This window comes from Neobacillus sp. 114, assembly GCF_030127045.1.
Classification (GTDB): domain Bacteria; phylum Bacillota; class Bacilli; order Bacillales; family Cytobacillaceae; genus Neobacillus; species Neobacillus rhizophilus.
On sequence record NZ_CP126144.1, the window covers coordinates 1540411 to 1561478 of the forward strand.

Genomic DNA, 21068 nt, shown 5'->3' on the forward strand with positions numbered 1-21068 from the left:
AAATAGACTTTCTTTTTTTGAGATTTGATGTATAATAATACCATTGAATGAATTTAAATACACAGTAATGTAAGGAGCGTTTAAAATGGCTAAGGAAAAAATCGTATTGGCCTATTCAGGCGGTTTAGATACATCCGTTTCGGTTAAATGGATCCAAGAAAAATATGGCTATGATGTTATCGCGCTAGGACTTGATGTCGGCGAAGGAAAAGACTTAGAAGCTATTAAAAATAAGGCATTGAACGTTGGGGCTATCAAAGCCATCATGGTAGATGCCAAAGAAATGCTAGCAAAGGATTATATTATTCCTGCATTAAAGTCTAACTGCTTATACGAAGGCAAATATCCTTTATCCTCTGCTCTATCAAGACCGTTAATTTCTAAATTATTGGTTGATGTGGCAGAGCAGGAAGGAGCAGCAGCGGTTGCCCATGGTTGTACTGGTAAAGGAAACGATCAAGTCCGCTTTGAGGTTTCCGTACAGGCATTAAATCCAAGTCTAAAGGTTGTCGCACCAGTTCGTGAATGGGGTATGACCCGTGACGAAGAAATCGCCTATGCACAGGAGAATGGGATTCCGATTCCAGTGGATTTAGACAATCCATTCTCGATTGACGCCAACATCTGGGGCCGTGCCTGCGAAGCAGGAGTTCTCGAGGATCCATGGGCAGAAGCACCTGAAGCAGCATACGATTGGACCAACCCAATTGAATTAGCTCCAGATCAGGCTGAATATATTGAAATCGAATTTGAACAAGGTGTTCCTGTAGCCCTTAATGGTGAAACTTTACCGCTTGTTCAAATGATTGAAACGTTAAATGCCCTTGGCGGCAAACATGGTGTCGGCCGTATCGACCACATCGAAAATAGATTAGTAGGGATTAAATCCCGTGAAGTATACGAAAACCCAGCTGCACTGATTTTAATCAATGCTCACAAAGAATTGGAGTTCTTGACATTACCACGTGAAGTAACTCAATTCAAAACACAGGTAGACCAGCAAATGGCAAAAATCATTTACGAAGGTCTTTGGTATTCACCATTGAAAGCTGCGCTTGATGCGTTTATCGACGAAACTCAAAAGGTTGTTTCCGGAACAATCCGCGTGAAGCTTCATAAAGGTAACCATACGGTTGTCGGCCGTAAGTCCGTTCATAGCCTTTACAATGAAGAGCTTGCTACTTATACAAAAGGCGATGCCTTTGATCATAATGCAGCGGTCGGTTTCATTAAGCTTTGGGGTCTGCCAACAAAGGTATATTCTGAGGTTAATAAAAAAGAAGAATCTGTTGTGAAACAATAATCTTATTTGAAAAATAAATTTGGAGTGCCCTCGAAGCTGTTTCGGGGGCAATCTTCTTACATTTAGGAGGAGCAAGTGATGTCTAAGCTATGGGGCGGACGTTTTACAAAGGAAACCAACAAATTAGTGGAAGAGTTTACAGCATCGATTTCCTTTGACCAAAAGCTGGCTAAGGAAGATATTGCAGGAAGCCTTGCTCATGTGCAAATGCTTGGTGAATGTGGCATTATCCCAGTGGAGGATGCGGAAAAAATTAAAAACGGCCTTCTGCTGATTAAGGAAAAAGTAGACCGCGGCGAGGTCGAATTTTTAGTTGAAGATGAAGACATTCATATGAATATTGAAAGACAGCTAATTGAAGAGATTGGACCTGTTGGCGGGAAACTCCACACAGGCCGCAGCCGGAACGACCAAGTGGCGACGGATATGCATCTTTATTTAAGAACAAAGACAACTGAGTTGATCACGTTGGTTGAAGAGGTTCAGCAGGCGATTATCGGACAAGCGAAGGAGCATGTGGAAACGCTGATTCCGGGCTACACCCATTTGCAGCGCGCGCAGCCTGTCTCATTCGCCCATCATTTAATGGCTTATTTCTGGATGTTCGAGCGGGATAAGGAGAGACTGATGGATTCGTTGAAACGCGTGAACTGGCTGCCACTTGGTTCGGGAGCGTTGGCAGGAACAACATTCCCGATTAACCGTGAGATTGTTGCCGAGCAACTAGGCTTTGAGACCATCTATCCAAATAGTATGGATGCCGTCAGCGACCGCGACTTTATCCTAGAATTCCTGTCGATTGGCTCAATCATAATGACACATATTTCTCGTCTTTCAGAGGAATTGGTTATTTGGTCAAGCCAGGAATTTCAGTTTGTCGAGCTCGATGATTCGTTCTGTACAGGATCCAGCATCATGCCACAGAAAAAGAATCCTGACGTACCAGAGCTTCTGCGCGGAAAAACAGGACGCACGTATGGCAATCTGATTGGCTTGCTGACTGTGTTGAAAGGACTGCCGCTAGCTTATAACAAAGATCTTCAGGAAGACAAGGAAGGCATGTTTGATACTGTGGTTACCCTAGAAGGCTCATTGAAGCTTTTGGCACCAATGATTGAAACAATGACCGTTCGCAAGGATGTCATGCGAAAAGCTATCAATAATGACTTTTCTAATGCTACTGACATTGCCGATTACCTTGTCCGCAAAGGATTGCCATTCCGTGAGGCACATGAAGTGATTGGGAAAATTGTTCTTTACTCGATCCAATCCGGCAAATTCCTGTTGGATTTGACGATGGACGAATACCAGCAGTTTAGTACTCTGTTTGAAGAGGATATTTACGTTGTGTTGGCGCCGGAGCATGTAGTAGCGGTCCGAAACAGCTTTGGCGGTACCTCGCCGGAGCAGGTAAGAGAGCAAATTAAACTTGCTGAGGGAAAACTAGAGCAGTAAGCTTTTTAAATAGGTAACTAAATTACCTTTTGGAAAAGAAATTAGTAGGATCTCTACAATTAAAGCCAGCGCCCGTGCTGGCTTTTTATATGCCCGTAAATATGGAAGGCATTTCATTTGTATAAAATGCTAGATTATAAGATAATTCTATATGGAATCTAACTTCCAATAACCAATCTGGAGGCGAAAAATGAAACTTAGAGTATCTGTTGTTCAGTACCATCTTCACACAATCAACTCATTTGAGGAATTTGCCGCTCAATGTGAGCATTATATAAAAACCGCCGAAGAATTCGGGGCTGAATTTGTCCTTTTTCCTGAATTCTTTACTACGCAATTACTTTCCATTGGAAATGGTCAAGGACAAAGCCTGACCATCAATGACCTGCCTAGCTTCACCAACCAATACCGTGAACTATTTATTAAATTTGCAAAAGAAACCAACATGCATATCAACGCGGGGACCCATGTTCTTGAAAAGGATGGCAAGCTCTACAATACTGCCCATTTATTTTACCCAGATGGCCGTGTAGGCGAGCAGGCTAAACTGCATATCACGCCAACCGAGGTTAACGAATGGAATATGGCAGCAGGGGACTCGTTTCAAATTTTTGAAACAGAAAAAGGAAAAATTGCTCTGTTAACCTGCTATGATATTGAATTTCCAGAAATCGTCCGGATGGCGAAGGCGAAGGGAGCAGACGTGATTTTCTGTCCATCCTGTACGGACGACCGCCACGGCTTCCACCGCGTTCGTTACACGAGCCATGCCCGAGCGATTGAAAATCAGGTATATGTGGTGTTAACCGGAACGGTTGGCGCGCTGCCTACCGTTGATTTCATGCGGGCAAACTTTGGCCAGGCCGTCATCATCACTCCAAACGATATCCCGTTCCCGCCAAAAGGACTTTTAGTAGAAGGGGAAATCAACAACGACATGGTCGTAACAGCCGACCTTGACCTGGAACTGCTATACGAAGTTCGCGAGCGCGGTTCTGTGACCACCTGGCGCGACCGCCGCACCGATTTATATACAGATTGGAATTAAAACGAGGGAGGTCTTGCCATGTATCGTAGTGAATTTTACGTTTATGATCAGGACCGGCCTCTGCCGGTTTGCATCCGTAATTACACAATGGAGGACTTTGATCAGCTCATCGAAATCCAGTCCGAATGCTTCCCGCCTCCTTTTCCATCAGAGCTTTGGTGGAATAAAGAACAATTAACTAATCATGTGACCCTGTTTCAGGAAGGGGCATTATGCGTTGAAATCAATGGGAAATTGGCGGGCTCGCTCACCGGAGTTTGTGTCGAGTTGGATCCGGACAATTACAGCCATACTTGGGAAGAAGTTACCGACCACGGCTACATCCGCAACCATAATACGAACGGCAACACCCTCTACATTGTTGATATCAGCGTCCGTCCGAAGTACCGCAAGCTTGGGCTCGGAAAATTAATGATGTATGCCATGTACCATGTGGTCATTGAAAAAGGCTATGACCGACTGCTGGGTGGCGGTCGGATGCCGTGCTATCATAAAGTGGCTGAAAAAATGACGCCGGAAGAGTATCTAGAAGCTGTCATTAAAGGCGAGCTGAAGGATCCCGTCATCAGCTTTCTCCTCCGCTGCGGACGTGTCCCAATCGGTGTCGCCAGAAACTATTTAGAGGATGAAGAATCCCTCAACAATGCGGCATTAATGGAATGGAAGAACCCATTTAAATAATTTAGAAGGGGAATTAGAAAAAATGGAATTTAAACGCATTACCAATATCGAAGACCCAAATTTTAAAAAGCTTCACGATTTAATGGGACAGATTTTTCCTCCGGAAGAGGTCCTCGAATATGAATTGTGGAAAGAACCGTTAGAAGACCCAAGTATCCGCGTATTCGTTGCCGTCTATGAGGAAGAGGTCGTCGGTGCCACTGAATACCGCTATTATCCGGACTGGAACATTGCGATGACCGACTTCACCATCATCAGCAAACCAGGCCTCTCGCTTGGCCGATTTTTAGCAGAAAATCGTCTGAAAGACTTAAAACAGCTTGCTGCCCAAAACGGAAAAGAGCTTTTCGGAATGTTTGCCGAAATCTATGACCCATACCGTGTAGAGCACCACGAATTTGGCGGCGTGAAGGTCATGGACCCGTACGTGCGCCGTGAGGTTCTGTCACATTTAGGCTATAAGCGCCTTGACCTTGCTTACGTTCACCCGTCCTGGGAAAACAACGGGGAAGCGGTGTCTGGCCTCGATCTATGCTTCATGCCGATAAAGGAAGAAATCGCCGAAATTCCGGCATCACTTGTTAGAGACTTTCTTACCACCTATTACTCGGTGCTCTCAAACAAACCACAGAAATGGCTGGATATGGTTGAGAAATTAGCAGCAAAAGAAACGGTCGCCCTTTTACCACTTTAATATTGACAACTCTTGAAAATTCAGATAATATACTTTTTATATATCTTTGGAAATTTAATGAAAAATCAAATAAATATCTCTTATCCAGAGCGGCGGAGGGACTAGGCCCGATGAAGCCCGGCAACCTTCAAGGTATTCCTTGAAAAGGTGCTAATTCCTGCAGGTTATTTGTAGCCTGATAGATAAGAGGAGGAATAAAGCCCTCTTCTTATGAAGAGGGTTTTTATTTTTCAAAAAAATAAAGGGGTGGCAGACATGTCTGTAATTAAAGTGGCAATTCTCGGGTTCGGTACGGTTGGTGAAGGGGTTTATCGGACCATTCAATCACATAGCGATGAGCTAGCGGCAGAATTAGGGAAGGAAGTAGAGGTTGCCGCCGTCCTTGTCAGAAACAAGCGAAAGCCGCGGGAGATTAACGGAAATGTTCTGCTGACAACGGACTTCGAAGAAATTCTGCAATTGCCGAAGCTTGATGTCGTGATTGAGTGCATCGTGGATAAAGACCCGACTTTTACCTACTTGAAAAAAGCAATCCAACGGGGCTGCCACATCATTACAGCGAACAAAGAGATGTTTGCCCACCACGGGAATGAGCTTATAGAGTTAGCGGAACAGCATCAGGTGTCGGTTGGTTTTGAGGCAACAGTGGCGGGAGGGATTCCGGTCATTCAAACTCTCGGACAGCTTTTAAAAATTAATCGTGTCCAGCGGATCCTGGGAATCCTTAATGGAACGTCAAATTTCATCTTGACCGAGATGAGGGAGAAGCGGCAGTCATTTGCCGAAAGCTTGCTGCGTGCACAGGAAAATGGCTATGCCGAGGCGGATCCGACCAATGATGTGGAAGGCTTTGATGCTTTTTATAAAACAATGATCCTCAGCAGGCTGGCATTTGGAGAAGAGCCTGACTGGCGTAATGTCGAGCGGGTAGGGATTACGTCTATTACAAGTGAATTGATCGAAGCAGCGCAAAACTTAGGGCTAAGGTTTAAACATATCGCGAGCATCTGGAAGTCTGGCACCCGCATTCAGGCATCGGTGAAGCCGGTTCTGGTCGGTTCTGAACACCCTTTTTACCATGTTGAAGGGGTGGAGAACGCGGTGAATGTAAAATCTGATATCGTTGGCGAAATCACCCTTCAAGGACCGGGTGCAGGCATGTACCCAACTGCTAGTGCCATCATTGAGGATTTAGTCCATGTATGTCAAAGCCACATGACTAAATCTAATTATTTGAAAACCTCAGGGGAGGACATTGAGTTAAAAAATGAACACCAGAGGGAATACTGGCTGGTTCAAGGACTGGTCCAAAAATATGGCAGTCCCGCTATTACACTGGTGGATGAAATCTCTGAAGGAATCTTTGTTCTAAAGGGTACTAAAAAGGACATAGAGCAGCTTGCTCAAAGACAACCATCGGTTCAATATTTTTCGATCCTGGGTAAGGAAGAATTCCTTGTTCGGGGGAACGAGGAAGCAAAGGCATTATAGGGTTTAAGGGGCATCTTTTATCTGATGCTCCTTTGCTATGAATGGACATTAATTTATCCAGCGTTTTTTCCACATCTAAAGTCCTGTATTTATAGGCATTCCGCAGGTTTATGCACATTATCCAAATTTCGGAAGCGGTTACCTACCGATTATTATTAACAGAAAGGCTGATTTTAAAAATCAGGTTTTATAAGGGGGAAGCTGGTGTTGTCCACATTATTCACATTGTCCACAAAAGGTGAAGGGGAAGGATAACACTAACATGCCGTATCGAGTTCACATTCTTTTCAAATTTCTAACTTTAATATGTTAAGAAACTGTGAAAGCCGTTGTTTTTTCAATAGGAGGGGAGTATATTAAAAGTGTAAAGAAGATAGTGAAACAATTCACAAACACTTCTTTATAAGAAACAGCTAGCTGATCAATCCCTTTAAAAAGGGGTATAACCAAATAAAATTGTGAATGATTTCACAAAAAACTTGGAGATGATTATGATGAGATGGTACAAAACTCCATACGCAGCTGTTGTTTGGACAGTATTACGTGTTTGGCTTGGATTACAATGGATTGAGGCAGGATATCATAAGTTAACAGGCGGTTTTGATGCAACCGGATTCCTAAAAGGAGCAATGGCGGCAGCAACCGGCGATCACCCTGCAGTTCAAGCGTGGTACGCAGATTTCTTACAGCAATTCGCTGTTCCTAACGTGGGAATTTTTAATACATTAATACCTTGGGGAGAAATGTTAGTCGGTATTGGCTTAATCGTTGGCCTTGCCACTATCCCAGCCTTGGTTGCCGGTGCATTTATGAACCTGAACTTTATGCTGGCAGGTACGACAAGCACGAACCCAATTCTTTATACAGCCGCGATGATTCTTTTATTCGCAGGTGCAGGAGCTTACTATTTCGGGCTTGACCGATATGCAGTTCCTTTTATCAAAGGCTATTTCAAAAAGGCTCATGTAAATGAGGTAAAAATGCAATAAGGCAGCACCAATTAATAATCGTTAATTCCCCCTTTTAAATACATTTAAAGAAGCAGGAATCCTGCTTCTTCTTTTTTTAGCAAATAGGAAAGAATAAATTTTCACAAATTTATTCTTTCCTAACGCATAAATTCAACTACGCCTCTGTCTTCGTCCTATCGGACTCGCCAATCGTCGGGTTTTCATTTATCTATTTGCGATTTCTGACACGCTGGTTTGCCGCATTTGCACGCGCCATTGCTTCTAAGTCAGCTCCATCCGCCATTTCCTTGGAGAATTCTACGTCCTGTCCATCTGATTTCATATTTTTCGGTACTTGAGGAAGTGAGGCTTTGTTTTTGTCACGACTTTTATGCCCGTGTGAACGGCCCATTAAAAAAAACCCCTTTCATTTTATCGCTAGTGGAGCTAAAGGCTTGCTCCCTTTACTAGCATTTGCAAATGGCAAGGGGTCCATTAATGGAAAATTTATATAAAGTTTTTAGTAAGTTACCTTTTACGTTTCGTGTAGCCGCCGGCCCGGTCCGCCATTTTAAACTCATGACCGTACGCGACTTCCTGCATACTTGTTAAATTTGTTCTTTCCCGATCCTTATTGCGCTTCTTATTTTCTGACATCATGCTCATCCTTTCAACTATTTGAATTAGGTAAAAATGGTACATAATGTACACTTCACCATTTTTGCCTTATCAACTCTGAAAGATACGGTTTTAAGTAAATATATTTTTCAGCGCAGGTTTTAAATCTGGATATTGGAAGGTGTAGCCGGATTCTAAGAGTTTGGCTGGCAGCACTTTTTGGCCATCGATCACCAGTGTGCTCATTTCCCCTAATAGAGTTTTTAAGGCAAAGCTAGGCACTGGAAGCCAGTTCGGCCGCTTGAGAACTTCGCTTAGTACTAAGCCGAATTCATTCATGGTGACAGGATTTGGGGCCGTAAAGTTGACCGGACCTTGAACGGTTTCATTTTCGATGATAAAGAGTATGGCTTTAACAACGTCTTCAATATGAATCCATGACATCCACTGCTTTCCTGTGCCGATTGGCCCGCCAATAAATGATTTATAAGGGAGTGCGATTTTTGGCAGGGCACCTTCTTCTTGATCAAGGATGATGCCAAATCTGCAAAAAACGGATCGTATCCCAATTTCGGTTGCTTTTGCGGCTTCTTTTTCCCATTCCATGACTGTACGTGACAGGAAGTCATCACCGCTGCCTTTGTTATCTTCTGAAAAAGTCTTATCCAATGAGGTCCCGTAATACCCGACCGCACTGGCATTAATAAATGCTTTTGGTTTTGGGTTTAATTCGTTCATGATTGTTAGAAGCTCATGGACGGCTTCGAGCCGGCTGTTCAAGATGGTTTTCTTTCTATGCTCTGTCCAGCGCCCGCTGTTTATGGATTCACCGGCTAGGTTGATGATGACATCCGTTCCTGCCATTAACGTGGCTGGGTTAGAATTTGGGTGCAGCCATTGAACGTATTGAACAGGTCCATCCTGATTTGCTTTTCGCGTTAAAACAATTACCTGGTGGCCGTTTTTGGTTAATTCTTTTACAAGTGCTTTACCAACAAAGCCTGTTCCGCCCGCAATCGCAATTTTCATTTTTTCGCCCTCCTTATTACCTTTATTTTATTATATTTTTTAACCAATATGGTAAATTAGAGTGGGGGTGACCGTGATGGCTATAATTACAAAAATCACCACACAGCAAAAAAATACAGACCGTTTTAATATTTTTATGGATTACGGCAAAGGTGAAGAATTTGCCTTTAGTGTTGACAGTGATGTGCTGATCAAATTTGGCTTAAAGAAAGGGATGGAAGTGGACGAATTTTCCCTTTTGGAAATTCAATATCAAGACGACATCCGCAAAGCCTATAATTTAGCAGTTCATTACCTGGCGCGGCGAATAAGGTCAGAAAAAGAAATCAGAGACTATCTTGATGAAAAAGAAATGGAAGAGCCAGTTATTAATGAGGTTATTCATAAGCTGACAGCTCAGAAATACATAAATGACAGGGAATTTGCCTTCGCCTTTGTGCGGACGCAGGCAAATACCACGGATAAAGGCCCTGATGTGGTCAAGCAGGAACTAAAGCAAAAGGGGATTAGCGAGGTAATTTTGGTTGAGGCGCTAAAGGAATTTACGCAGGAACAGCAAATCGAAAAGGCCTCTAAGCTTATCGAGAAGTTTTTCAAAAAGGGATCTAAGGATTCGCTGCGGACCAAGAAACAAAAGCTGGAACAGATGCTGCTTCGTAAAGGGTATTCCTATGAAGTTATTCAGATTGCGCTTGAGGATGCGGGTACGAGGAAGGCAGATAATGCTGACGATGATGGTGGTGGTGGCGAGCTTGAAGCGATCCGCTATCAAGGTGAAAAGGCCCTTTGGAAATACTCGCAATATAGTGGTTTTGAATTCGAGCAAAAAATGAAACAGGTACTTTATCGGAAAGGTTTTTCCATGGAGTTGATTGAGAAATACTTGTCTGAGCTGTAAAAGACAATATGTTCTCCCTTTGGAAGCAAAATGACTATTAAGAGGCTTTTAAAAGACAAAACGGGTGCGGGTTTGAGTGGAAATGTCCAATAGAAAGCAGGTAAAGGACAAAACGGGTAGGGCTTGGAGAGGAAATGTCCAATAGGAGATCTCTAAAGGACAAAATACCCTAGTGGCCGCCTCAAAATGTCCTTCATTAAGCTAATGAGGGACAAAATACAAGGGGGTCCGGGTCAAAATGTCCTTCATCAAGCCCATGAAGGACAAAACACATCTGGAGTTGCCGCAAAATGTCCTTCATCAAGCCCATGAAGGACAAAACACACCAGGGTCCGCCCCAAAATGTCCTTCATCAAGCCCATGAAGGACAAAATACACCAGGGTCCGCCCCAAAATGTCCTTCATCAAGCCCATGAAGGACAAAACACATTAGGAGCCACCTCAAAATGTCCTTCATCAAGCCCATGAAGGACAAAACACACCAGGGGCCGCCCCAAAATGTCCTTCATCAAGCCCATGAAGGACAAAACACATCAGGAGCCGCCTCAAAATGTCCTTCATCAAGCCCATGAAGGACAAAACACATCAGGGATCGCCTTAAAATGTCCTTCATCAAGCCCATGAAGGACAAAACACATCAGGGTCCGCCCCAAAATGTCCTTCATCAAGCCCATGAAGGACAAAACACATTAGGAGCCGCCCCAAAATGTCCTTCATCAAGCCCATGAAGGACAAAACACATCAGGAGCTGTCGCAAAATGTCCTTCATCAAGCCCATGAAGGACAAAACACATCAGGAGCCGCCCCAAAATGTCCTTCATCAAGCCCATGAAGGACAAAACACATCAGATGCCGCCCCAAAATGTCCTTCATTAAGCTTATGAAGGACAAAGTACCCTGGGAGCCGCCTCAAAATGGTCCTCATCAAGCAAATGAAGACATCATACTGCCCCATATACCCCTTAATATGTCCTTCATCCAACCAATGAAGGACAAATCGCACCCGGAAGCCTTCAAAATGTCCTTCATGGAGTCCAGAGCACTAAATAATACCCGTCATCCTTTATTGCTCTCAATAACAATCGTATCCTGCTCCATCTGCTCCATAATAAATTCCGCCACTTCTCGGGCCGATCGCAAACGCGATGGGTCTTTCACATGGTCGCTGTCAGTCCAAAACGGTGTGTCCATGCCGCCCATATAGACAGCGTTTATTTTTATGCTTCGCCCTTCAAATTCCTTCTGTAGGCTTTCGGTAAACCCCCGCACCGCAAATTTGCTGGCACAATAAACGGCTTCGTTTACCTTCCCGCGCAGGCCGGCAGTGGAGATTATATTCATTATCCGGCCTTCGCTGCGTCCAAGCAAAATAGGCAGAACGGCTTTTGTCATAAGAATGGTTCCCAACACATTGGTATCTAACATCTCCACAATCTGAGCATCATCCATATCACCGAAAGGCCCAAAATGGCCGACCCCGGCATTATTCACCAAGCCGTACACATCATACTTGCCACACAATTCTTTTACCTTTGAAAAAACATCCTCACGATTCCTAATATCCACTACCATAACATCAGCATTCCCGCCGCCATCCGCAAGCTCATTCCTCACAGAAGACAATTTTTCAACAGTCCGGCCGGCCAGCACCACATGATACCCTTTCTGGGAAAAAAGCAGCGCTAATTCTTTTCCTAATCCGGATCCTCCCCCGGTAATAATAATTGTTTTCATATCGTCATATCCTTCCGTAGTTTTGCCTTTATTAATTTTACAAAAATCACTATACTAAAATAAAGAGGAACGGGGAGGAATTATCGATGCAGCAGGAGAAACGGTATAGTGACATGACCGAGCAGGAATTAAGACAGGAAATATCCAAGCTTCAAGAGAAAGCCCGCAAAGCGGAACAAATGGGAATGGTCAGTGAATTTGCCGTGTTGGAAAGAAAGGTGCTTATGGCAAAGGCGTACATAATGGACCCTAGTACCTTTAAGCCAGGTGAAATTTACGAAATTGAGGGTGCACCTGGAGAGTATTTCAAAATCGATTATATGAATGGCGTTTTTGCCTGGGGCTATCGTACGAAGGGGGACGGAACCCAAGAGGCACTGCCGATTTCTTTATTAAAATGGCTGAATTAATATAAAAACAAACCAGAGAACCCAAGGTCTCTGGCTTGTTTTTAATACTTATTGCCAAACTTGAGGCGATTCATCATCACGCTCACCAGATGCTCTCATGCGCTCCTGTGGATGCGTGTTAATGGTGCCGTTAGCTCTTTTAGAGGCATATTCGGCTTTCGCCCGTGGCTCTCCTTCGAACTTATTGTTATTTTGATTTGGAAAGCTGCGCTGTTTATTTCTCATGCTGTACCTCCAATTAAAGGGAATGAGAAAACGTAAAAAGCATAGGACAGCCTAATGCTGACCACGTACTATTATTATTTACTTAATTTTTTTGCTTATGTGATAAGAAATTGCCAATGGGGTGGATAGATGAACGACTACCATGAAAAACTGACCAAAATTTTATTAAACAAAAACGACCATCTTTCTTATAACGAAGCCCGGACATGGGTGGAGCTTTTATGGGATGATTTTGAAACGACATTCGCCAGGGCAGGCCAAGAGTATATGGGCAGCGAAATGACGGAAAGAGTTGTCAAACAGTGGATTGAAAATTATGGAGACAAACTGCATGATTTCACGGCAACCAATCCTAAATATGAAATATATTTAGCTCATGCAAAAAATATATTGCATTAAAAAAAGCGGGTGATTAAAATATCCCCCGCTTTTTCTATGTTATCCTGGAATAATCCCCAATTTTTTTCGTAGTTTTTTCTCGCTGAAAACCCAGCCGGTGTAAGAGCTGATTGGCTTTAAATCGCAGTCAAGCTGGACAACAGCGACGAACGGATAGTGGCCGTTACTCCGGTAGCGCAGGTCAATGAAGCGCACCTCGTAATAGTTGTCATATTCGTCCACCTCCCAGCGATAAACCGGAGAGAAGGATAGGAACGCTGATATGTTATGATCCTTTTTGGCTGCTTCAATGACAGGTGTTTTTGGTACAGGAATCCGTCTGAAACGGTCAAGAATTTCGACCTTACCGTTAATCGAACTAGCCACAAAAAAAATATTTTCGTTCATGGCCGCAATCCGCCATTGATGGAACCTCATTGTAGGGGCGATGATAATCTCAGTCGCATCAGGGATCAAAGCCCTGACTTCCACAAGAACACGTTTTTTAGCTTGGTACCTTCGTAAATAATAGCCGATTATGATGATATACATCGCTAAAAAGGTAAATCCAGGAGGTGCACCGAGAACCCAAGCGATGATCCCAATAACATGCATGGTAAAAATAAACGGATCAAACGTATTAATGACACCAAGTGCAACCCATTTAGCCGAAAAAGGCCTTAGTGCCTGCGTTCCATAGGCGTTAAAAATATCAACAAAGACATGAATAAAAACTGCAGCAAACGTCCACGCCCAGAGGTGAAGCAGGTTTGCATCGGGGAAAAAGAAATAAATCAGCCCAGTAAGTAGAAGCGGCCATAACAGGACGGCAGGAACAGAGTGGGTAATTCCCCGGTGATTTCGTATATAAATGGCGTTATTTCGTAGCTTTAAGACTGTATCAATGTCCGGAATTTGTGAACCGGCAATCGTTCCAATTAAAACACTGGCAGCAGTGGCATGGCTGGCGGAAACGGCCGGGTCAAGCGTGGCCAGCCCCCCGAGCGCAATGCCCATTACAATATGAGTTCCAGTATCCAAAGGTAAAAAATCCCCCTTCAAATTATCTTGTCAAAACGCCCAATTTGGCATATCGTTAAAAAAGAATTGTTAATATTATATTCCCCTTTTTTAGAGTTGTTTACAAGCAAAAAGGAGTAAGTTTATGATGATTGAGCTAAAAAATATCGAAAAAATCAATATAAATGATTTTCAACATGATTTAATTTCTTGGTTTAAGGCAGAGCAGCGTGACTTGCCTTGGCGGAAGGACCGTGACCCTTATAAGGTATGGGTTTCCGAAATTATGTTGCAGCAGACAAGAGTGGATACCGTTATCCCGTACTTTAACCGTTTTATAGATTGGTTTCCAACAATAGATGACTTGGCAGAAGCCGAGGAGGACAAGGTCCTTAAGGCGTGGGAGGGACTCGGCTATTATTCTCGGGTCCGGAATTTGCAATCCGCCGTTCGAGAAGTTAAAGAAAAATATAATGGCGAAGTGCCGAACACCCCTGAAGTAATTTCTACGCTTAAAGGGGTAGGCCCATATACGGCAGGGGCCATTTTAAGCATTGCCTACGGTATTCCAGAACCTGCAGTAGATGGCAATGTGATGAGGGTGTTTTCGAGGATTTTAAATATATGGGAGGATATCGCGAAGCCATCTTCACGGAAAGTTTTTGAACATGCTGTCCGGGAAATGATTTCGCATGAGGATCCTTCAGCATTTAATCAAGCATTAATGGAGCTTGGGGCGCTAGTTTGTACTCCGACTTCGCCATCCTGTCTGCTTTGTCCAGTCCGCGAACACTGCCAAGCGTTTGAGGAAGGGGTTCAAGCGGAACTGCCAATCAAAACGAAAAAGAATAAAACCCGGGATGTGCAGCTTGCAGCAGTACTGCTTACAGATGAAGAAGGAAGAATTCTTATTCATAAGCGGCCATCAGATGGATTGCTTGCTAATTTATGGGAATTCCCGAACGTCGAAATTCAGCACCCGCTGCACCATGAGCGTGAAAAGATTTCCGAGCTTTTCGAGCAAGAACTGCAAATCCATTTAAAGTTAGAAAAAATCATCGGGCAACTCGAGCATGTTTTTTCTCATCTTGTCTGGAATATCAAAATTTATAACGGAGAATTACAATCTAACATACCGGAAGGAAGCGATTGGAAACTCGTCACTTTAGATGAAATAAAGGACTACGCCTTCCCAGTCCCTTATCAAAAAATGTTCAAAATCTATCTCGAATATTCAAATAGGCCTGACCCCAATGCTGCTAAAGCTTAACACAGTCATGCAGCTCTGGGGCTAGGCCCTTTTTTTGAGCATAAATCTTTAATCGTATGTGGCCTTGGTGCCGTGTGTGTAATTTGCTTCAGTTCTGTCTAAGCCGCCTCGGCTTTCAATTTCTTCAATAATCTGTCTGTGAATAGATTGCCCCTCACTGTTCAAATAGGGAGTAATCTGCTGCATGGCATGATGAAAAAAGGCAAGTTCGCTATCCTTCCAATCGTTTTTTGCCATCATCGAGAGTTCGGTCATATCTCGTCCTACATACATTTGACTACATCCTTTCAATAGGGTTTCTTGCCTTAGTTTTGTATATTAATTGTCATCTATTCATGGAAAAGCTAAAATGAACCCAATTGAATAAAAGATAGGAGACAGAAAGATGACAGAAAAAGTAGCATTAGTAACAGGCAGCAGCCGTGGAATTGGCAGAGCAGCCGCCATCCGCTTAGCAGAAGCGGGATATGATATCGTCATTAATTATGCGCGCAGCAAAAAGGGGGCCTTAGAAACTGCAGAGCAAGTGGAAGCATTAGGCAGGAAAGCGTTTATTGTCAAAGCCAATGTCGGCGATGTCAGTAAAATAAAAGAAATGTTCAAGCAAATTGACGAGGAATTTGGCCGCTTAGATGTATTCGTAAACAATGCCGCATCCGGTGTCCAGCGTCCAGCGATGGAACTGGAGGAATCGCATTGGGATTGGACACTAAACATCAACAGTAAAGCCTTGTTATTTTGCGCCCAGGAAGCGGCAAAACTGATGGAAAGAAACGGCGGCGGAAAAATTGTCAGCATCAGCTCATTAGGATCGATCCGCTATTTGGAAAATTACACAGCCGTTGGGGTATCAAAAGCGGCGCTAGAAGCACTCACTAGATATTTAGCAGTGGAACTTGCACCGAAAAATATTATCGTGAATGCCGTTTCAGGTGGTGCTGTTGATACGGATGCCCTAAAATCTTTTCCAAATCGCGAAGAACTCCTAGAAGAGGCAAGACAAAAAACGCCTGCCGGAAAAATGGTTGAAGTGGATGATATGGTGAATTGCATTATGTTCCTGCTTTCAAACGACTCAAACATGATTCGCGGCCAGACCATCATCGTCGATGGGGGCATTTCGTTACTTGTTTAAAAATTATTTTTGAAAAATAGACGGATAAACTCCACGAGCCGGGGTAAATTAAACTCGTGGAGGTGATAACAAATGGCTAACTTCAATCAACAACCAAACAAAACTTCTGCTGGAACTAACATCCAGGAAGTAAGACAACAAAACGCTCAGTCTGCTGGTGCAGGTGCTGCTGGCGCAGGTGCTGCTGGCGCAGGTGCTGCTGGCCAATTCGGAACTGAATTTGGTGCTGAAACAAATGCACAAGAAGTAAGACAGCAAAATCAGCAATCAGAAGCTCGTAAAAACCAAGGTACATCTGGTCAATATGGCCAAAGCTAATAACAATACTTACATGGAAGGCACTCTTAACCGGTAGAGTGCCTTCTTTTTTTCGGCTAGTAAGCAAGTATAAACTTAAGTGCAACTACGCCTCTGTCTTCGCCCTTTAGGGCTCGCCAATGATCGAGTTTTCTTTATGCGGAAATTCGACAAAACCTCCCTTTACTTTACATAAGTAGTCAAAGGAAAAAATATCTGCCACAAAGAATTATTAGTAAGGACAATTATTAAGGCGGTGAGGGAAATGGATCATTTTAATCGATTAGTTTCCGAGCAAATGGCAACAATGGAAAAGTTGCTTTTTCTTCAGGCTGAACTTGAGCGTTGCCAGCAGATCGAAGGGGAATTGCAGGTTTTGCAAAATGAAACTGATTTAGAAAGTATCCAAGCCGATATTCAACAAATGAAAAAGGAATTAAAAGAAATTCAAGCGATGTTTGAAAAACAGACTGAAGAAGTGATCAATTCCTACCGGGAAATAAATTTAACACAAACCATTTAGAGGAAAAAATAATCCGCAAATTTTTACAAAGAGCCATAGAAATATGGTTCTTTTGTTTTAAATTCCGGCTTCAACCGTTATAATAATAGAAAACAGGAATTTACTTTGTTGCCTTTTGTCGTTTAATTTGAATAGCAGGTCAGGTTAGCAAAGGTTCGGAAATGAAGGTAGGGGAGAAAATGGGCGTACCCATCGAAGGTGAACCAGTACAAATACATAGCTATAAACATAATGGGCACATCCATCGCGTCTGGGAAGAAACAACGATTTTAAAAGGGTCGCAGAATTTAGTGATTGGCGCAAATGATCGGACACTTGTCACGGAGTCGGATGGCAGAACGTGGATTACACGGGAACCAGCCATTTGTTATTTTCATTCCCAATATTGGTTTAACGTCATTGGCATGATTCGGGAAGACGGGATTTATTATTATTGCAATATAAGCTCACCCTTCATCTTTGATGGAGAGGCGTTAAAATATATTGATTATGATCTTGATATTAAGGTGTATCCTGACATGACTTTTAATCTTCTTGACGAGGATGAATATGAACGTCACCGCCGGGAAATGAATTATCCCGATGTCATTGACCAAATCCTAAAACGGAATGTAGACAAACTAATCCAATGGATTAGGCAGCGAAGCGGCCCATTCGCACCAGATTTTATTGATATTTGGTATGAGCGTTATTTAACATACAGACGTTAATTGGTGTGTTATGAAACAAACGCCTGTTGATTTTCATCAACAGGTTTTTATTTGGCTAAAAAGAAAGTATAAATTCAACTACGCCTTATGAACCGTCCTATCGGACTCGCGAATCGCGAGTTTTCATTATTTTCACTTTAGAAAGAAGGGGGGAAACTGGTTTGGAGAGCATCCGCAGATACCTTCAATTTGTCAAACCATATCGCTGGCAAATCATCGCCACGATTTTCATCGGTATTATTAAATTTTCCATTCCGCTCATCATTCCCATTTTAATTCAGTATGTGATCGATGATATCATTGGCAATCATGCCTTATCCACCGATGGAAAAATTCATAAATTAATGCTCATTATGGGCGTCATGCTGCTCGTTTTTGTAATCCTGAGGCCGCCGATTGAGTATTATCGCCAGTATTATGCGCAATGGACATCAAACAAGGTCTTATATGATATCCGCAATAAAATGTATAAGCATATTCAAAAATTAAGCTTCAAATATTATGCCAATACCCGGGCAGGAGAAATCATTTCACGGGTCATCAATGATGTTGAGCAGACAAAAACGTTTGTTGTGACCGGATTGATGAACCTCTGGCTTGATATCGCCACCATTGTTATTGCCATCATTCTTATGTTTTCCATGAATGTAAAGCTGACGCTTGTGTCTATTTTGTTGTTCCCGCTGTATGCTTTCTCGATTAAGTACTTTTTCGGGAATCTGCGCAATCTCACGAGAAGACGGTCACAAGCCCTTGCTGAGGTACAAAGCTATCTCCACGAGCGGGTGCAGGGCATGCCGGTAATTAAGAGCTTTGCGATTGAGGAATACGAACAAACCCAGTTTGATAAGCAGAATAAGAACTTTTTAGAAAAAGCACTCCAACACACGAGCTGGAATGCGAAATCATTTTCAGCGGTAAATACGATTACGGATATTGCTCCATTGATTGTGATTGGGTACTCCGCTTATCTCGTGATTCACCATCAGCTTTCCTTAGGGACGATGGTGGCGTTTTTCGCCTACATTGATAAGCTGTACAATCCACTTAGAAGATTGGTGAACTCGTCCACGACAATTACGCAGTCGTTTGCATCGATGGACCGGGTTTTTGAATTTTTGGATGAAAAATATGATGTGGTGGATTCCCCGGATGCGGTGGAATGCGAGCAGGTAACTGGGAATATCAACTTTGAAAATGTTTCCTTCGCCTATAACGAAAACGAAGAGTCGGTATTAAAAAATATAAACCTTCAGGTGAAAAAGGGAGAAACGATCGCGCTTGTCGGGATGAGCGGCGGAGGTAAATCCACACTGGTAAGTCTGATTCCGCGCTTTTACGATGTCACCAAAGGCCGGATTACGCTTGATGGGGTAGATATCCGCCAATTTAGGGTTCAATCGTTACGGGATAAAATCGGTGTCGTGTTCCAAGACAATATTTTATTCAGCGAGTCGGTTAAGGATAATATTTTACTAGGTAAGCCGGAATCTACCGAAAAAGAAGTGTTTGCGGCTGCTATAGCGGCCAATGCCCACGAGTTTATCCAGCATCTAGCGGATGGCTATGATACGAAGGTGGGGGAAAGAGGCGTCAAGCTGTCCGGCGGACAAAAGCAGCGGGTCGCCATCGCCCGTGTCTTTTTGAAAAATCCACCTATCTTAATTCTTGACGAGGCAACTTCAGCACTCGATTTGGAAAGTGAACACTACATTCAAGAGGCACTGGAGGAACTGGCGAAGGACAGAACGACCTTTATCGTCGCCCACCGGCTATCAACGATCACACATGCTGACAGAATTATTCTGATTGAACATGGGCAGATTGTGGAATCAGGTACGCACGATGAGTTAATGGCTAAGCAAGGGAATTATTATAAACTATTTCAAGTCCAGCAGCTGGATAGTAAGGAAGAGCAAGCCAACGTATAAAGTTTGCAAAAACGCAAATAAAAGGGTTGAATTAGCAAATAAAACTCGAAAAATCGCAAATAAAAGTGCTGGATTCACAAAAAAAACCGAAGCGTAATGGCTTCGGTTTTTCTATTGGTTGCTTTCTTCCTCAATGGATACTTCGTTGTGGTGGAACGAATGAAAGCTGGTAATTAACACATCGAGATGCTCCACCTGCTCGCTGTAATCAATAATTGAGGCGACAATTTGCATGGTATGGTAGAGATGCTGATTATCATCATCAGCTGCAAACTCTTTTTGATGGACTAAGAAGAGGTCAAAGAGCAGCTTTTTATCTATGCTGACCTTTTCGACGGGTGAAGCTGTTGAAATAGGTATTTTCTTAATGAACTGTAGCATAATCTGCTCATGCTGGTAAATGAGGCTGTCAAGCTGCTCCCGGATGGCTTCCTTAAATGGTTCTGGCAGCAGCAATAGTTCATTTTCAAAGCGATGAATCCTTTTTAAGGTATCAAGACCTTTTCTGGCGGCTATGGTCATTTGTCGGTAAACAACGAGTTTTCTTGATTTTTCTAAAAGGTTCTTTTTAAAATAGCTTCGCTCTTCTTTATACATCGTATAAAATTGTTCAATGCTTTTAATATTTTCCTTTAGCTTACCAATATCCGTTTTCAGCAATTGGTGGTCGTAATCGTGGCGTATGCTCAAGCGGATCCATCTGATGATTTCCTCGGTTGTGCTGCCAATTTTTAAATAAAGCTTATTTTCATATTTGGGCGGCATAAACACCAGGTTGACGATAAAGGCCGAAAATACCCCAATCATGATCGTGGAGAAGCGGATTGCCGCAAAGGTGATAAAATCACTTCCCGGTGCCTCCATAATAGAAATAAGCGTAACAAGCGATAACCCAATGGTATTTTCCAATTTAAATTTAAGGTTAAGAGTGATGACAGTAATCGCTGCCAGTCCAATGACGATCGTATGATTTCCTAACAGAAGAACAAAGACGACTGCTAGGATGGCGCCAATGATATTCCCTTGAACCTGTTCAATAATTGTTAAAAAAGAGCGGTAAATAGTCGGTTGGATGGCAAAGATTGCGGCAATAGCTGCAAAGACAGGAGAGGGTGAATGCAGCAAATATGCCAAGTATAGAGACAAGACAATCGCAATTCCCGTTTTTAAAATGCGGGCACCTAACTTCATTTGTTAATAGATTCCTTTCAAAGATAAATAATTTATTATAGTTTGCTCGAGAGCTAAACAATTAAGTACTATACAGG

24 protein-coding genes and 1 riboswitch are annotated in these 21068 nt (G+C 42.9%); of the genes, 16 read left to right on the top strand and 8 right to left on the bottom strand.

Going from position 1 to position 21068, the window contains the following annotated elements; all coding sequences use genetic code 11:
• Nucleotides 1-85: 85 nt before the first annotated feature.
• The 7 genes from QNN06_RS07590 to QNN06_RS07620 all read left to right on the top strand — a co-directional run bounded on the left by QNN06_RS07590 (nucleotide 86) and on the right by QNN06_RS07620 (nucleotide 7661).
• Nucleotides 86-1303: an argininosuccinate synthase gene (locus tag QNN06_RS07590; RefSeq protein ID WP_213118045.1), complete on the top strand. Its 1218-nt coding sequence runs from the start codon at nucleotides 86-88 to the stop codon at nucleotides 1301-1303.
• A gap of 78 nt (nucleotides 1304-1381) precedes the next feature.
• Nucleotides 1382-2758: an argininosuccinate lyase gene (gene argH, locus QNN06_RS07595; RefSeq protein ID WP_213118044.1), complete on the top strand. Its 1377-nt coding sequence runs from the start codon at nucleotides 1382-1384 to the stop codon at nucleotides 2756-2758.
• A gap of 190 nt (nucleotides 2759-2948) precedes the next feature.
• Nucleotides 2949-3806, top strand: coding sequence for a carbon-nitrogen hydrolase family protein (locus QNN06_RS07600; protein WP_284037346.1), 858 nt, complete (start codon nucleotides 2949-2951; stop codon nucleotides 3804-3806).
• An 18-nt stretch (nucleotides 3807-3824) separates the two neighbouring features.
• Nucleotides 3825-4487, top strand: coding sequence for a GNAT family N-acetyltransferase (locus QNN06_RS07605; protein WP_217035740.1), 663 nt, complete (start codon nucleotides 3825-3827; stop codon nucleotides 4485-4487).
• Nucleotides 4488-4509: 22 nt separating this feature from the next.
• The gene (locus tag QNN06_RS07610) at nucleotides 4510-5181 is read left to right on the top strand and encodes a GNAT family N-acetyltransferase (protein WP_213118041.1); all 672 of its coding nucleotides are present in this window, start codon (nucleotides 4510-4512) and stop codon (nucleotides 5179-5181) included.
• Between the two features lie 77 nt (nucleotides 5182-5258).
• Nucleotides 5259-5370, top strand: a riboswitch (SAM riboswitch).
• Nucleotides 5371-5436: 66 nt separating this feature from the next.
• On the top strand, nucleotides 5437-6672 hold the full coding sequence (locus tag QNN06_RS07615; RefSeq protein WP_213118040.1) for a homoserine dehydrogenase: 1236 nt from the start codon (nucleotides 5437-5439) through the stop codon (nucleotides 6670-6672).
• 494 nt (nucleotides 6673-7166) lie between these two features.
• Nucleotides 7167-7661 carry a DoxX family protein gene (locus QNN06_RS07620; protein ID WP_213118039.1) on the top strand — a complete coding sequence of 165 codons (495 nt, stop codon included), beginning with the start codon at nucleotides 7167-7169 and terminating at the stop codon, nucleotides 7659-7661.
• Between the two features lie 190 nt (nucleotides 7662-7851).
• Here QNN06_RS07620 and QNN06_RS07625 read toward each other — a convergent pair whose 3' ends face one another.
• From QNN06_RS07625 to QNN06_RS07635, 3 genes are all read right to left on the bottom strand, one after another.
• Entirely contained in the window at nucleotides 7852-8034 is a 183-nt protein-coding gene (locus QNN06_RS07625) for a YfhD family protein (RefSeq protein WP_213118038.1), read from the bottom strand.
• Between the two features lie 116 nt (nucleotides 8035-8150).
• Entirely contained in the window at nucleotides 8151-8279 is a 129-nt protein-coding gene (locus tag QNN06_RS07630; protein ID WP_213118037.1) for a YfhE family protein, read from the bottom strand.
• Between the two features lie 93 nt (nucleotides 8280-8372).
• Complete coding sequence (locus tag QNN06_RS07635) at nucleotides 8373-9269, bottom strand: TIGR01777 family oxidoreductase (RefSeq protein ID WP_217035741.1); 897 nt, start codon at nucleotides 9267-9269, stop codon at nucleotides 8373-8375.
• 76 nt (nucleotides 9270-9345) lie between these two features.
• On the opposite strand from QNN06_RS07635, the gene recX reads away from it, so the two are divergent.
• A complete protein-coding gene (recX, locus tag QNN06_RS07640) occupies nucleotides 9346-10167 on the top strand; it encodes a recombination regulator RecX (RefSeq protein WP_284037347.1) in 822 nt (273 codons plus the stop codon).
• A gap of 1056 nt (nucleotides 10168-11223) precedes the next feature.
• On the opposite strand, the gene QNN06_RS07645 is transcribed toward recX, so the two are convergent.
• Nucleotides 11224-11901, bottom strand: a complete 678-nt coding sequence (locus QNN06_RS07645; RefSeq protein WP_284037348.1) for an SDR family NAD(P)-dependent oxidoreductase — start codon at nucleotides 11899-11901, stop codon at nucleotides 11224-11226.
• 86 nt (nucleotides 11902-11987) lie between these two features.
• On the opposite strand from QNN06_RS07645, the gene QNN06_RS07650 reads away from it, so the two are divergent.
• A complete protein-coding gene (locus QNN06_RS07650; RefSeq protein WP_213118033.1) occupies nucleotides 11988-12311 on the top strand; it encodes a YfhH family protein in 324 nt (107 codons plus the stop codon).
• Between the two features lie 48 nt (nucleotides 12312-12359).
• Here QNN06_RS07650 and QNN06_RS07655 read toward each other — a convergent pair whose 3' ends face one another.
• Nucleotides 12360-12536, bottom strand: a complete 177-nt coding sequence (locus tag QNN06_RS07655; protein WP_213118032.1) for a small, acid-soluble spore protein K — start codon at nucleotides 12534-12536, stop codon at nucleotides 12360-12362.
• Between the two features lie 129 nt (nucleotides 12537-12665).
• Here QNN06_RS07655 and QNN06_RS07660 point away from each other — a divergent pair, with 129 nt between their 5' ends.
• Nucleotides 12666-12935 (top strand): YfhJ family protein, encoded by a 270-nt coding sequence (locus QNN06_RS07660; protein ID WP_213118031.1) that lies wholly within the window; start codon nucleotides 12666-12668, stop codon nucleotides 12933-12935.
• Nucleotides 12936-12974: 39 nt separating this feature from the next.
• On the opposite strand, the gene QNN06_RS07665 is transcribed toward QNN06_RS07660, so the two are convergent.
• A complete protein-coding gene (locus QNN06_RS07665) occupies nucleotides 12975-13955 on the bottom strand; it encodes a metal-dependent hydrolase (RefSeq protein WP_213118030.1) in 981 nt (326 codons plus the stop codon).
• A 124-nt stretch (nucleotides 13956-14079) separates the two neighbouring features.
• Here QNN06_RS07665 and mutY point away from each other — a divergent pair, with 124 nt between their 5' ends.
• The gene (gene mutY, locus QNN06_RS07670) at nucleotides 14080-15204 is read left to right on the top strand and encodes an A/G-specific adenine glycosylase (protein ID WP_213118029.1); all 1125 of its coding nucleotides are present in this window, start codon (nucleotides 14080-14082) and stop codon (nucleotides 15202-15204) included.
• 48 nt (nucleotides 15205-15252) lie between these two features.
• On the opposite strand, the gene QNN06_RS07675 is transcribed toward mutY, so the two are convergent.
• The gene (locus QNN06_RS07675; protein ID WP_213118028.1) at nucleotides 15253-15477 is read right to left on the bottom strand and encodes a hypothetical protein; all 225 of its coding nucleotides are present in this window, start codon (nucleotides 15475-15477) and stop codon (nucleotides 15253-15255) included.
• Nucleotides 15478-15589: 112 nt separating this feature from the next.
• Here QNN06_RS07675 and fabL point away from each other — a divergent pair, with 112 nt between their 5' ends.
• The 5 genes from fabL (at nucleotide 15590) to QNN06_RS07700 (ending at nucleotide 19800) form a co-directional block, all read left to right on the top strand.
• Nucleotides 15590-16339: an enoyl-[acyl-carrier-protein] reductase FabL gene (gene fabL / locus QNN06_RS07680; RefSeq protein WP_213118027.1), complete on the top strand. Its 750-nt coding sequence runs from the start codon at nucleotides 15590-15592 to the stop codon at nucleotides 16337-16339.
• A 72-nt stretch (nucleotides 16340-16411) separates the two neighbouring features.
• Entirely contained in the window at nucleotides 16412-16657 is a 246-nt protein-coding gene (locus QNN06_RS07685; protein ID WP_284037349.1) for a gamma-type small acid-soluble spore protein, read from the top strand.
• Nucleotides 16658-16901: 244 nt separating this feature from the next.
• Nucleotides 16902-17159: a YgaB family protein gene (locus QNN06_RS07690; protein ID WP_217035749.1), complete on the top strand. Its 258-nt coding sequence runs from the start codon at nucleotides 16902-16904 to the stop codon at nucleotides 17157-17159.
• A 179-nt stretch (nucleotides 17160-17338) separates the two neighbouring features.
• A complete protein-coding gene (gene ntdP, locus QNN06_RS07695) occupies nucleotides 17339-17869 on the top strand; it encodes a nucleoside tri-diphosphate phosphatase (protein ID WP_213118024.1) in 531 nt (176 codons plus the stop codon).
• 161 nt (nucleotides 17870-18030) lie between these two features.
• Nucleotides 18031-19800, top strand: coding sequence for an ABC transporter ATP-binding protein (locus tag QNN06_RS07700; protein WP_284037350.1), 1770 nt, complete (start codon nucleotides 18031-18033; stop codon nucleotides 19798-19800).
• A gap of 111 nt (nucleotides 19801-19911) precedes the next feature.
• Here QNN06_RS07700 and QNN06_RS07705 read toward each other — a convergent pair whose 3' ends face one another.
• Entirely contained in the window at nucleotides 19912-20991 is a 1080-nt protein-coding gene (locus QNN06_RS07705; protein WP_213118022.1) for an FUSC family protein, read from the bottom strand.
• Nucleotides 20992-21068 lie beyond the last annotated feature (77 nt).